Origin of the sequence: Nostoc sp. (assembly GCF_036917515.1) — a bacterium.
Taxonomy (GTDB): domain Bacteria; phylum Cyanobacteriota; class Cyanobacteriia; order Cyanobacteriales; family Nostocaceae; genus Nostoc.
In genome coordinates, this window is the sequence record NZ_JBALDE010000047.1 from 43,475 (window position 1) to 56,125 (window position 12,651).

Annotated in this window: 11 protein-coding genes; 5 read left to right on the forward strand and 6 right to left on the reverse strand. The window is 41.3% G+C overall.

Features of this window, described 5'->3' with window-relative positions:
- Positions 1 to 187 precede the first annotated feature (187 nt).
- On the forward strand, positions 188 to 991 hold the full coding sequence (locus V7K89_RS05885) for an SDR family NAD(P)-dependent oxidoreductase (RefSeq protein ID WP_335185218.1): 804 nt from the start codon (positions 188 to 190) through the stop codon (positions 989 to 991).
- A gap of 63 nt (positions 992 to 1,054) precedes the next feature.
- Here the strand turns inward: V7K89_RS05885 and V7K89_RS05890 are convergent, their stop codons facing one another.
- Positions 1,055 to 2,074 carry a tRNA-dihydrouridine synthase family protein gene (locus tag V7K89_RS05890; protein WP_335185220.1) on the reverse strand — a complete coding sequence of 340 codons (1,020 nt, stop codon included), beginning with the start codon at positions 2,072 to 2,074 and terminating at the stop codon, positions 1,055 to 1,057.
- 423 nt (positions 2,075 to 2,497) lie between these two features.
- Between V7K89_RS05890 and V7K89_RS05895 the strand changes: the two genes are divergently transcribed.
- Positions 2,498 to 2,995 carry a GNAT family N-acetyltransferase gene (locus tag V7K89_RS05895; RefSeq protein WP_335185222.1) on the forward strand — a complete coding sequence of 166 codons (498 nt, stop codon included), beginning with the start codon at positions 2,498 to 2,500 and terminating at the stop codon, positions 2,993 to 2,995.
- Positions 2,996 to 3,048: 53 nt separating this feature from the next.
- Here V7K89_RS05895 and V7K89_RS05900 read toward each other — a convergent pair whose 3' ends face one another.
- From V7K89_RS05900 to V7K89_RS05920, 5 genes are all read right to left on the reverse strand, one after another.
- Positions 3,049 to 3,609, reverse strand: coding sequence for a hypothetical protein (locus tag V7K89_RS05900; RefSeq protein WP_335185224.1), 561 nt, complete (start codon positions 3,607 to 3,609; stop codon positions 3,049 to 3,051).
- Between the two features lie 248 nt (positions 3,610 to 3,857).
- Positions 3,858 to 5,207 carry a cytochrome P450 gene (locus tag V7K89_RS05905; RefSeq protein ID WP_335185226.1) on the reverse strand — a complete coding sequence of 450 codons (1,350 nt, stop codon included), beginning with the start codon at positions 5,205 to 5,207 and terminating at the stop codon, positions 3,858 to 3,860.
- A gap of 51 nt (positions 5,208 to 5,258) precedes the next feature.
- Positions 5,259 to 7,151, reverse strand: a complete 1,893-nt coding sequence (locus V7K89_RS05910) for a lipoxygenase family protein (protein ID WP_335185228.1) — start codon at positions 7,149 to 7,151, stop codon at positions 5,259 to 5,261.
- Positions 7,152 to 7,685: 534 nt separating this feature from the next.
- On the reverse strand, positions 7,686 to 8,486 hold the full coding sequence (locus V7K89_RS05915) for a Uma2 family endonuclease (RefSeq protein WP_335185230.1): 801 nt from the start codon (positions 8,484 to 8,486) through the stop codon (positions 7,686 to 7,688).
- A gap of 63 nt (positions 8,487 to 8,549) precedes the next feature.
- Positions 8,550 to 9,776, reverse strand: coding sequence for a tetratricopeptide repeat protein (locus V7K89_RS05920; protein ID WP_335185232.1), 1,227 nt, complete (start codon positions 9,774 to 9,776; stop codon positions 8,550 to 8,552).
- Between the two features lie 368 nt (positions 9,777 to 10,144).
- On the opposite strand from V7K89_RS05920, the gene V7K89_RS05925 reads away from it, so the two are divergent.
- The 3 genes from V7K89_RS05925 to V7K89_RS05935 all read left to right on the forward strand — a co-directional run bounded on the left by V7K89_RS05925 (position 10,145) and on the right by V7K89_RS05935 (position 12,264).
- Positions 10,145 to 10,735: a chromophore lyase CpcT/CpeT gene (locus V7K89_RS05925; protein ID WP_335185234.1), complete on the forward strand. Its 591-nt coding sequence runs from the start codon at positions 10,145 to 10,147 to the stop codon at positions 10,733 to 10,735.
- 423 nt (positions 10,736 to 11,158) lie between these two features.
- Positions 11,159 to 12,160, forward strand: a complete 1,002-nt coding sequence (locus tag V7K89_RS05930; RefSeq protein ID WP_335185236.1) for a site-specific integrase — start codon at positions 11,159 to 11,161, stop codon at positions 12,158 to 12,160.
- Positions 12,142 to 12,264 carry a hypothetical protein gene (locus tag V7K89_RS05935; protein WP_335185238.1) on the forward strand — a complete coding sequence of 41 codons (123 nt, stop codon included), beginning with the start codon at positions 12,142 to 12,144 and terminating at the stop codon, positions 12,262 to 12,264. Before V7K89_RS05930 ends, V7K89_RS05935 begins: the two co-directional genes overlap by 19 nt.
- Positions 12,265 to 12,651 lie beyond the last annotated feature (387 nt).

Here is a 12,651-nt window from a genome sequence, read left to right on the forward strand (position 1 = left end):
GAAATTTCTATAAAAACATATACAGCAGTTCTCAAGTAGATAAGGTACAAAGTGCAGGACTGCTAAAATTATGTTGTTATTGAGAATGAATAATGAACGAATAAGATTTAGAAAAAACGCGATCGCTTTATTAGGCAGGGTGTAGTCCATCGCAGTACCAAGAAATTCACAAACAAAAGGAGAACCGATGACTGATAAAAAGGTCGTGCTAGTAACAGGAGCATCATCTGGATTCGGGCAGCTAACTGCTCAAAAGTTTGCTCAAGAAGGTTACTGGGTCTTCGGTACTAGTCGCAAGGAACATCCAACTTTACAAGATGTGGAAATGTTGACACTCGATGTTACCTCTGAGTCTTCAGTACAATCCTGTATCAAACAGTTGCTCACACGGACTAATCACATTGATTTACTGATTAACAATGCTGGACAAATTCATGCCAGCATGATTGAGGAAACTTCTTTAGAACAAGCCAAGGAGGTTTTTGAAACCAACTTTTGGGGTGTTGTCCGGGTTAGCAATGCTGTTTTGCCAGTTATGAGACAGCAGCGTAGTGGGCATATTATTAATATCAGTTCAGTGGCGGGATTGATTGGCGCACCAGGACAAGGTTTTTACAGTGCAAGTAAGTTTGCACTTGAAGGTTATAGCGAAGCATTGAGCGTGGAACTAGACCCCTTCAATATTAAAGTGTCTTTAATTGAGCCTGGTTACTTTAAGACCAACTTCAACCACGCCATGTTGTCACCCACATTGAATTACGCTGATTACGACAATGTACGCGATGTGATTCGCTCAACTGTTAGTCAAGCAATTGCACAAGGCGACGATCCTGAAAAAGTTGTACAGACGATTCTATTGGCTGCTCGTAGTCGGTTGCCACGATTACGCTATCGTGTTGGCAATGAGGCACAATGGTTGCCTCGCTTAAAAGCAATATTGCCAGATAACTTATTTCGATTTGGTGCGCGCAAGCGGTTGAATTTACCATAAATCACAGCCAAATCTACAACGCCACAATGTTCGGTTAAGGCAAGTTTTTAGCTGGACACGATATTACACACTCAAGGAGGGTGCTAGGGCTAAAGTTTTTGTTAAATCAGTAAGGAGAACGCGATCGCAGAGGTTAAACAATTCTGCCTCAGTAGAAGTCTGTCGCATCAACCGCAAAAAATGACCTTCAGTGTCAACACTCAGGGCAATGTAGTTGAGGAACATTTTCAGGTAGCCTACGCGCGATCGCTCTGGCATAGTTGCTGCTGTGGGAGTTTGCCATAAACGATCAATATAGTTGCGTACCTCCGCTAAAGGAACGGGCGCGATCAGCTCGAAACGCAAAGCTTGCCGAATTTGATTAAAAAGCCAAGGATTCCCGATCGCCCAGCGTCCCACCATCACACCTGCCGCACCTGTTTGAGAAAGCACTTCAACAGCAGTTGTCGCCGAGTTGATATTGCCATTAGCAAGCACAGGACAATGAACTCGTCTGACTGCTTCAGCGATCAAATCATATTTCACTGCCCCGTGGTACATATCTTTCACCGTGCGACCATGCAAAGAGAGCAAATCAATGTTGTGGCGATTGATTATATCTAGAATTTTGTAAAAATTATCTGTATTTTCAAAGCCTACACGCATCTTGACGGTTAAAGGTCGATCATTGACTGCCTGCCGTAGTTCTCCCAAAATCCGATCCACTTTTTCCGGCAAGAGCAGCAATCCACCCCCAACATTTTTGCGATAGATTCTAGGTGCTGGACAGCCCATGTTCAAGTCAACTCCAGCGATATTATAGTTGCAGAGTTCCTTTGCTGTTCTTACTAAGTCTGGAATGCTTTCGCCAATCATTTGAGCAAAAACGGGACGACCTGTGTCGTTTTCGGTGATTGCTGCCAGAATGCTACGATTGAGCCGTGAGGTATCATTGACGCGGAAATATTCGGTAAAAAAGTAGTCAGGACTGCCGTAGTGGGCGATGACCTTCATAAACCAGAGGTTTGTCACATCCTGCATGGGCGCAAGAGCGGTGAGGGGTAGGTGTGGATAGAACGATTGGGGGAGCGATACCTGGGGCATAAAAATGAAGAGCGATCGACAAAGCATCACTGTTAAGTTATACCCATTTTAAAAATAATTACGACAGATGCACTAATAGAACCCAAACAGAGAAAGCGATTCCCAATCCAAAATCTAAAATTCAAAAAAGACAGCGATGCCTACGGCGGGCTACGCCTACGCACTTTGGAAGGTTTGGCATAGTAGAGTGTACTGCCTGTTCCAAGCGATCGCTGCTAAGGACTACTGGCTTATAAAGTAAAGTAGTCAATCTTAAAGTCGTGCAAATCCCAGCAGGTTTTTCTGGAGCTAAAGCTGTGTACTGAAACTTAGGGCTAAACTATTACGTAACAAAACATAAAAATAGGTTTTGTTAGTCTCTGTTATTCTTCTAAAAGAAAATTCTTTTGCTCCAAGTCTTTCTCCTATTTTTATCAACCAGGTATGTGTCTCAATGATGTAGTGATTGACCGTGCCAGTCTCAATGATGTTACTGAAATCGTCAAGTTGGCCCAAGCCAATGACGCAGAACATGGTGGTATGTTGTTAGGTCATCTTGAGCCAGAGGCTGTGATAATGACTATCTCTCAAATGCCGAGCGTTGTAGCCCGTAAAGATGGTCAAGTTATAGGATTCTTACTCAGTTGGTCAAAGACAACTGCTAATTTACCAATTATAAAGGTGATGTTACAAGCCTATCCTGGTAAAAAAGATGCTTACTTGTATGGCCCCATTTGTGTTGATGAAACTATGCGTGGACAAGGTATTGCTGCGGTGATGTTTGCTAAGTTAAAAGGTTTTCTACCAGAGCGGGAAGGAATACTGTTCATCAAGGCAAATAACAAAGCATCACTTCAAGCACATCAAAAGATGGGTATATGCAAGATGGCAGAGTTCATTTATGAAGGTACTAAATTTTTGATATTCGCGTATAATGGCTAACTACTTGATAGGTTCTCAAGGCTTTAAGCTTTAGCTTACCAACCTGAGCTAGGTCAATTTGAGTGGTGTCCAATCACTAAACATTCATTTTGGACTCTGGTAAGCATATCGTTAAAAGTAGGAGTATAACAACCATCTTGATCAACAACCCTACGGAGAGTATATTCACCAGCCCGAGAAAGTCCGCCGAACCAAACGTTCTTTCTGTGCCAAACATCTCCATTGAGAGAATTTTTGTCTTGGGACATTGTCAAACTGACAATCGATTTTGAAATTGGTATTCCTAAGAAAACAGGTATGACTTGAGCTTGTTGCAAAGTTTCATCTTCAAACTGAATTTTGTAACTTACTTGAAACCATTGAACTAAACGTAGTAATATCCAACCCGCAATCGAGTTATGAAAAGTCCACTGTAACGGTGCAAAGACTGGTAAAAGCAAAGTTATATTCTGTATATCCCATTCTAAATTATACATAGTAATGCAAGTATCTGGCAGGGGATTGCCATCCATAAAAAACACGCCTTTCAGGACAGATGGTAAGTTTGTTTCTTTGATTGGAATCATCCAGGTAGCAATATTATTAAGTTGCTTTTTCTCAATTAATTCAGCCATATAATTTGTAATTACTTCCTTTCAGCTAAACGAATACCTAAATTTTTAAATAACTGAGTCAGAAAAAAGATGAGTAATTTTACACTAGAAAAAGAGTAAAATCAACTCAAAAAACTAGAACAATTACCAAATTATAATTCAGGAATGCCACTTGCTTTAAGCTTACTTAATCAAGCATAAGAGGTATGGGCGCACAGTTAGCTGTGCACCTCTACGATGGAATGTTTTTTTAATTGGAAGTCTCTTACTCACAGTCGTTGAGCAAAACTTTGTAGTACTAAGTTGTTAGGAGTAACGGCAGTCACTTTTTCAAAATCCCACTTGACTTCTGTAATTGAGTCCCATTGATAGTTGTGAAACAGATGTAAACAGAAAATTTTGATAAAGCCAATTGATAAGGATTTACCAGGACAGGCTCGCTCATGCTCTGCGCCGTTCCAAGATAAGATATCTGAAAAATTTCGTGTTAGGTCAAAATCATCTGGATTTTGGTATCTATTAGCATCCCGATTACCTGTAAGAATAGAGCCAAGCAAGCGAGTACCTTTTTGGAATGGACATTTTTGTTCTCCAATCTCAACTTCACCCGCTTCAGTGGTGAGTTGGCTAACAAATCGTACAGGTGGATAGAGACGAGCCGTTTCTAAAATCACTTGATTGAGAAGTGTTAACTTTTCTAGAGCATCTGGATCTAGACTTTTCTTGCCATTCCAGACTGTATTGATTTCTGATACTACATCCTTTCTAAGGGTATTATCTAAGCAGAGAACACCAATCACAGATCCCAAAAGCGCACTTGTGCCGGCAGTACCAGCGATATGAATCATATCGAAAAGGGTATTAGCGATTTGGTGTTCGTTCAACTGATACTGAGTACCTGTTTGAAAGTAAGATGGCCAGAAAACTGATTGTTTATATTGCTTAGTTAAATATTGACGATGCCGAATTTTTGGCGCTGTTAAGATTGCTAGCAGATACTTGCTGATAAAATTAGGTAAGGATGCGAGAGCCAAACCTTTAATGTAACTATCGGATGCTGTGATTTCTTCCTCAGATAAAGATATCTGAAAAACCAGTTGATGCAAAATCGACAGGATGATCTTTGGCAAATCGTTGCCGATGTGTAATTTGCCTTGTTTAGCAGCTTCTAACAGCCTTTGCTCAACTAGATTCCCTAAAAAGTCTATTTTTTGTGACGGTTCTGGTAAGGCTTGTAAGATTACAGTACGTAGTCCTGTGTGTTCGTTACCGTTTGTTCCCAAGCTCAAAGGATTATCAAGCAAGTAGCTAGGAGCTAATATTCTGATGATACCTAAATCATTTCCCCGCAGTTGTGGTTGGGTTTGCATTAGTTCTCTTACCTGGGAGTGAGAGGAATGCATAATTGCTTGGTCTACTGCAAAATACTTGTCTCCAATATTGTCCTTACGGATGTAGAGAAAGTCTCGCCATGCGTTGAGCATGATTGACGCATCCATGTAATAAAAAATCAAGCGTAGAAACTTGCCGATCGCAGTGTCGTAACCTACTTTAGCTAGTATAGGTGCAAGCCAAAGCTGGCGATCGTGAGCTTTGAGGACTTTATCTTTAAGTGTCATGGTATTTATTTTTAGTCATTTGTCATTGGGCATTGGGCATTTGTTTCCAATTTAGATATTGATGCTCTGAGGAATTTTAGAAGGAAGCAAATATTCATAGGGTGGACGCTGCAAATTACGTTGCTTGATGGTGTCTTCTACCTGCTGAAGATGACTCTGGAATGCTTGTAACAATGGTTTTACTTTTTGGTCTGTAAAGTATCCTTGCTGATAATCGCCCAGCTTGTTATAGTACATAGACCCCAACAAGCTGAGTATGTTGTATTGCCGTTGTGCCTGATCTAAGGGAGGGAGCAAATTCAGGTAGTCTTGCTCAGTAACTTCTCTTTTGAGAGTTGAGGCTGGTAAATAACCTGCCAATGGAATCGCTGCGGCGTAGCCCATCAAATCTTTTTGCGGAAAGTTAACCGCAGCGTGTTGAGCACTGGCAGTGAAAATAATCAGCGTAATGGCATCAATTAGATAATTGCGCGTTTTAATGCTCCCATCTTCGCCAAAATCGGGGATGCGACCACCATCGTAAGCTGAGATTTCTGCTGCCCACGCTTGCAGGGCTGTGTCTTTTTGAATGTCTTCATCCGTGATGTAGTAAAGGTTCAGGTAGTCCCAAACCCATTGATGAATGGCATCCCAGACTAGTAGTGCATCATCCCGGTAAGGATAAATAGGCAATAGATTAGGATCGTCTACACCGCGCTGTTGGAATTGCTTGGGTAACATGGCATTATTGAAACCATAGCTTTGTAATCCTAGTACTGCTAAAACGCGAGAGTTATCGATTGATGCTGAGAGTAATCTATCGACACCACCACCTGGAGCTATGAGAATACGTTGAGCGGCATCGTTAATTGCTAAAGTACTGTCAAAATGCGGGTGTAGTAGAATTCTTAAAGGATGGGTGAGTGGCAGTTGTCGAGCGGTGGCGATCGCAAAAACACCAATTAACAAGTGAGTTCTTGCTAGGTGAGTAACAGCTTCGTGGAAGTTGGCATCTGCGATTTGGACTACTGTTTTGGCAAAAAGCCAAGAGTATTTACCGGAGTTAGGGGTAACAATCGGATAATCTGGGCCTGGGGTTTGACCGCATTGAATGGCTATCGCACGCAATAGACGGGTGGGATCTGAGCTTTTGGGTAAGGCAAACAGTGCTAGGGGAGCATAGAGATATTTTTGCTCGTGTGGGAATGTACCGTTGACCGCACCATCTAAAATTTTATAGTCAGCTAGGTAGAGCCTGCCTTCAAGTCCGGCTGCTGCTAATGAATCGTCAGTTCCCATTACTCCTTGGTAATGTTCGTCTGTGACTGGGAAGCGATCGCCTGGAGTCGTTACTCGCTCAATCGTGACTGGATTGTAGCCAGCTACTCGCATGTAGGCAAATACTTCATCTGATTGGTAGGTTTTAGCGATCGCTGGTACACCAATCACTGGAAACAAATTTTCGTAGTCTTTGAGACTGGTTGCATGTCCTGTAGGCTGTCCTTCATATAGAAGGTTAATTATCCTATTTAGAGCATCTCTGAGGATCACAAGTCCATTTTCTTTCAAAATAGAATAAAAAAGATCGTCAAGTTCTCTAAGATCCTTGGATATGCCATTGAGCAAAAACTGAGGGATAATTTGCAAGATTCTTGCCAGAATGCTGATTTTAACTGGTACTGCCCCCTTGAGCAAGGCTTCTAAAATAAACTTTGCGACATCATCACGAATCGATTTAGAACCTTGATTGCCTCTGTTAACAATCAAGGTATTGATAAACACAACTCGTAACTGCTGGGCTAATAAAAAATACCAGTTAGTAGTGAACTCTTCGGCGATAGAAAGCCGATCTAGCATCGCAATAGATGGTATATGGATGTAGTTATATTGATACTCTTGCCTAGCTATATCTAAAGTATGAGTACTTGATGAACTGATTGAATTTTCTGGTGATGAAGCAGTCATTGACTCTACTCATGTTTAGTACGGGGAACTTTAATAGTTTAGGATAAACAGGTTTGAGTTACCTAAACGTATTATCACAATCAAGTTTAAAATTACGATTTTTCTAAAAAATTTTCTGGATTTTATCAACTTCTGAAGCATGCACTAAATTTATAAATATTGCAAGAAATATTTAGTAATACAAATAATATTTGCCAATATTTATAAATAGTTCTCAAAGAAGACTTTCGTACTAATATATTGTGTTTAAGTTGACATTTGAACTACTGAAAAAATATCAGGAATACGACTATCAGATTCTTCCTCTGTCTACACAACGATGGAATTTTTTTCTATTACCTTCCCTATACAATAGCTAAGGGCGGTACAGATCGCTTTTCTTTCATTAACATGTAGTGAGGACTAAAGTCCTCAAATGAGGGCTGAAGCCCTCACTACGAACTAGTATCAGGATTTTAAAACAGGATTGATATTGATTAGCGATCGCTTGTATGATTACGTTGGTGGAGCAATCACTTAAACAAATTCCACAAATCATCCATCCTTTTCAGTGTCTATCTCAGATACATTCAAACCTGTTAACCTCGCTACCTGTTCTACTGTCATCCCAGATTCAAGTAAGTTACGTGCAGTTTGTAATAACTGCGATTCTGCCTTGTCTGCCCTTTGGCGTTCTTGTTCTGTCCTTTGGCTTTCTTGTTCTGCCCTTTGACGTTCCTTTTCTTCAGGAGTTGGTAGCAATTCCCCTGCCAAATTTGCCCAGCGTAACCAAGTAGCATCAATACCTTTATAACTTCCTTGCCACAACTGTAATGCTAACCCTAAAGATTGACTCACTAACTGATTTTGAGTATTGACTACAATAGATTGATAAGCTCCTTTTTCAATAGAGAAACCAGTCAAATCATCAGGGTTAAAAGGGTCATACCAGAAATATTCTGGCACACGCATTTGATTTTGATAAATTAGCTTTTTCTCATTTTTGTCTGCTTGGGCTGTGCTGTCAGAAAGCAACTCAATAACTACATCTGGTGCTTTCTCCTCTTCCCAAACCACCCAACTGCGACGTTCTCCTTTCGGGACTCCCAACACAGCAAAAAAGTCTGGCCCTTTAAAGTCTTTGTTTCGCACCTGGGCCAGACTGTAGTAAACAAACATATTACCGCCGATAAACCCATCCTCTCGTTCTTCCAGCCAAGGTATCAGAGCATCTATCAGCAAATCCATCTGGGCTTTGTGTCGCGCGCTTTCCATCGGAATACCGTCATCATCGGGTAATTCTGCTTGAGTGGGTGGGAGTTGAATATCTGGTGCAGCTAGGGTAGTTTCTGACATAGCTTTTCACCTTGTAGTAAGCGTGGCGGGTATTTTTATGTTAAGCGATCGCAGAAATTTCAATTAATTTGCTTTCGACAGTTTTTCAATTTGTCCAGTAAAGTATGCTTCTTGATGTTTGAGTTGTTGCGCCAGTTTTAACCCTTGTTGAAAAGCTGTTAGTGCTTGAGGAAATTCTTTGCGTTCTAGATACAATTGCCCAATTTGGTCATAAGCTTGCATCATTCCGTAAAAGTTGGCGGCTTGCGCTTGTATCTGCACCAGAATGTCGCTAGCCTGCAAAGCCTCTTGTGTTTGTCCTTGAGAACGATACAGCGCAATTAACTTCTGCAAAGCATCACCAGCACGAACGTATTCCCTTAATTGCCAAGCAGTGGTATAAGCTTCTTGATAATTGTTAAAAGCTTCTAGCAGTAAATTAGGATCTTTTTTGGCTAGAGATTCGTAATCTGAAGCGATCGCTAACTTCAATTCTAATATTTCCGTAAGATTATTTTCATTGCTATAAATTTCTGTTAGTTTGTTAAGTACATTCAATGACTGCTGCGGTTGGTCTGTCTGCTCGTAAATATAAGCCAGCTGTTGCAGATATCTTAGCTCGTTGACGCGATCGCCTTGAGAAGTAGCGAAACTCAACAATTCTTCGTAGATTGGCGCAGCTTTGCGATAATCAAACCAACTCAAATGCAGTTCTCCAATTGTTTTGAGGGTTTCTAATACCGCTGTTCGATCTTGTTGTTGTCGTACCACTAGCAAAACTTGATCATAAGCTTCTATAGCCAGTTTAGACGAGCGCACATTTTTGTAAGCTTCACCCAGCGATCGCCACAATTCTAAATCGATTGGGGTAGTTTTTTTCTGAGATTGGGCTTGCTTTTGAATTGCTTGCAATCGTTGCGTAATATATTGTACTTCTTGGCTGTTGTTTTGCTTCCAAGCGATCGCCCCAACTCGTGATAATGCTTGCACCTCTGCTAATGAACCTAAAAAGCGCCGCAAACGTAATTCTCGGTTCCAAATTTCAAACGCCGCAATCGGTTCACCTGCTTGCAGTTTCGCCGTCGCTTCTTGATTTAATGCATCTAACGCTGGTTCTAACTTTTGCCGTTCTTGGGGCGTTAACGGCTGTTTATTCTTGGGCGAACGTGGTGACAGTGGATCGGGTGTGGTAATCTCTAAAGGACTGGGAGGAAATTGATCGGGTGGTTTCGGCGGTTTACTCTCTGCCAGTGCGAAGGAATTGCTAAAGAGTGTAGTGGCAGTAGCGATCGCAATTAAGTGCCTGAGCATGGGTACTTTACTTTACCTTGAGTGAATTGCATGAGATAATTAGCAATTATCCCATCCCCTATTATTGACTAACTATTCTCCAGCTTTTCTCCAGCTTTACAAGAAAAGCTTATGTGAAAGCTATATGGCTTCAGCACACAGATAATAAGCAGTGTGCAAATTTTGCCAAAATAAATGCTTAACGAGTTTAAGTTGTTAGGCGCAAGATGTCAGCAGTTTAACTTGTACTGAAGCAGACTAATTTTCTCCAGTTAAAGCATCTATCGTAGATGTAATTTAAAAATTGCGATCGCAGCCAGGATTTTTGAGTCAGGGGAGTGTCAAAATAATCCTAGATAATATTTAAGTAACTAGTCGATCGTTTTGTAATGACTCATTCTACTGATATCGCCACTTTAGCCCGCTGGATGGCAGCTGACTTTAGCAATCAAGAACAAGCTTTTGAAAATCCGCCTTTTTATGCTCATATCCGCGTCTGTATCCGTCCCCTCCCCTTAGAATTGTTCTCAGGGGTAAGTTTGTTTCTCGAACAAGCTTATGATTTTATGCTCAATCAACCCTACCGGATGCGGGTAATGAAGTTAATTCCGGCAGAAAACCACATTGCGATTGAACATTACACCGTTAAAGAAGAACAAAAATTTTACGGTGCATCTCGTGAACCCGAACGCCTCAAAGAGTTGTCTGTTGACCAATTAGAAAAAATGTCAGGTTGCAACATGATTGTAGAGTGGACAGGAAAAAGTTTCAAAGGCAGAGTTGAACCTGGTAAAGGCTGCATAGTGTTTCGCGACGGCAAAAATACTTATCTAGATAACGAATTTGAGATTGACGCTAAAGAATTTTTCAGTCTCGACCGGGGAAGGGATTTAGACACCGATGAACGTCTCTGGGGTTCTATCGCCGGTCCATTTCACTTTCTCCGTTGGGGTAGTTTTGCCGATGAAGTAAAGGTGTAACAAGTTAGGAGTGAGGAGTTACAACCCAAAATTTTTAATCTGCCAAGAGAGTTTGTGGTTTGGTCAACTTGTAATCGCCACCTTTTAGCGATCGCCTAAAAACTACCAAAAACATCCAGTTAACCTACTATCTCTACCTCAGAATCCTATGCTATCATGGTTTAACTAGCGCCCTATGACTACTAAATGGCTACTAAAATACCTTAGCAACATTAAAGTAGTTCAGGATATTTTGCTGTGGCGGCATAGCCAAGTGGTAAGGCAGAGGTCTGCAAAAGTTCTAAGAGGTAGTGAGGGGTAAGTCCCAAACCTTGGCAAAATAGGCTTTTTCAATAAATTCTTACAGGGATATACCAAATCCTCGTTAGAGAATGATAGCTGTTTCTCTTCTGTTAGCTATCATTATTTTTGCGAGGTTTTACTGTGAGTAGAGTGTCAAAGGGCACAGTTGGTATTGAATCTTTCCGTGGTTTTTTTCGCATAAGGCTTCCCTCTTGTGTAGCTAAAGGTGCATCCAGATATTTCAGCACTGGATTGGTTTCAACGGCAGAGAATCAGAAAAAAGCACAGGTCGTTGCATGGGCGATAGAAGAGGATATAGCCAAAGGCGTTTTAGATTGGACTTTGAACAAATATAAGACTGGGGGTTCTCCTTTATTGCAAGCCCAGGACTGGGTTTGGAACCTAGACAAGCTTTGGGGTAGGTACTGCGAATTTATGCGATCGCAGTTAGCTAAAACAACTTACGAAAAGGATTACGTTCGGAAGTTCACTAACCATATTAGAGCGCTCCCAACTAAAGATGTTCGGAATGCTATAGAGATAAGAGATTATCTTTTGGCTAAATTCTCTTCAGAGACAACTAAGCGTGTCCTCACATATATATCCGCCTGCTGTCGATGGGCTGTGCGATCACATCTGCTACCCACTAATCCTTTCGATGGTCTAGCGGCTGATGTTAAGCAGTCAAAAAGTAAGGCTCCTAATGCCATTGACCCTTTCAATAAGGGTGAGATGAACAGCATCATCCAGGCATTTGAAGCGCACAACCAGTACAAGCACTATGTCTCGTTTGTAAAATTCCTGTTCTTGACTGGGTGTCGTCCCGGTGAAGCAATCGCACTTCAATGGAACCATATTAAAACTGATTGTGCGGAGATTCTAATTGTTGAAAGTTATGACACACGGTTCAAAATTCGTAAAGACACCAAAACTCATAAATCTAGGCGATTTCCATGTAACGAACAATTAAAAAATTTACTTTTGGATATTCGCCCCAACGAGCTAGCCCATGACGGCGTTGTATTCCCATCTTTGCGTGGTGGCTTGATAGATGCTAGTAAGTTTACATACCAGGTGTGGAGAGGTGGAGAGGCTGTAGGTCTGGGAAGAAAATCTACAAAGGTGTGGTTAGTCAGCTTGTAGAAGAGGGGAAAATAGCACGATATCGACCGCCATACAACGCTCGGCACACGTTCATCACAGAGTGTTTAGAGCGTGGTGTCCCAGTACAACAAGTGGCGCGGTAGGTTGGTAATTCTCCAGAAGTTATTTTCAAATATTATGCGGGGGTCTTGACTAATATTAGTGTCCCTGAATTTTTGATGTAGAGGAACATTTGCAGTCATGCGATCATACCTCGGCATTTGCACCCAACATGGGGATTTTACCCCTGAAACACTCCTATCTTTTGGCGTATAAATGTATTTACTATAGCGGTTCTCAGTTGGGTGCAATATAGTAACAGCAGTGGGTGAACCATCCAATAATGTCTTTTTTAGTTACTGCATTGAAGGCATTTGTAATGGTCTGGTCTAACTCAATGTGATTTTACTCCTTGTATGACCAAACTGTGAACCATAGCGTGACCAAAAGTTAACGTAATTTCAAGGTTTTTAGCCAATCAAAAACCTAAC

Bases quoted from the DNA above. Each gene is read 5' to 3' on its own strand.
- V7K89_RS05920 (WP_335185232.1), bottom strand. From the start codon at position 9,776: ATGCTCAGGCACTTAATTGCGATCGCTACTGCCACTACACTCTTTAGC.
- V7K89_RS05905 (WP_335185226.1), bottom strand. From the start codon at position 5,207: ATGACACTTAAAGATAAAGTCCTCAAAGCTCACGATCGCCAGCTTTGG.
- V7K89_RS05895 (WP_335185222.1), top strand. From the start codon at position 2,498: ATGTGTCTCAATGATGTAGTGATTGACCGTGCCAGTCTCAATGATGTT.
- V7K89_RS05890 (WP_335185220.1), bottom strand. From the start codon at position 2,074: ATGCCCCAGGTATCGCTCCCCCAATCGTTCTATCCACACCTACCCCTC.
- V7K89_RS05885 (WP_335185218.1), top strand. From the start codon at position 188: ATGACTGATAAAAAGGTCGTGCTAGTAACAGGAGCATCATCTGGATTC.
- V7K89_RS05900 (WP_335185224.1), bottom strand. From the start codon at position 3,609: ATGGCTGAATTAATTGAGAAAAAGCAACTTAATAATATTGCTACCTGG.
- V7K89_RS05910 (WP_335185228.1), bottom strand. From the start codon at position 7,151: ATGACTGCTTCATCACCAGAAAATTCAATCAGTTCATCAAGTACTCAT.
- V7K89_RS05915 (WP_335185230.1), bottom strand. From the start codon at position 8,486: ATGTCAGAAACTACCCTAGCTGCACCAGATATTCAACTCCCACCCACT.
- V7K89_RS05925 (WP_335185234.1), top strand. From the start codon at position 10,145: ATGACTCATTCTACTGATATCGCCACTTTAGCCCGCTGGATGGCAGCT.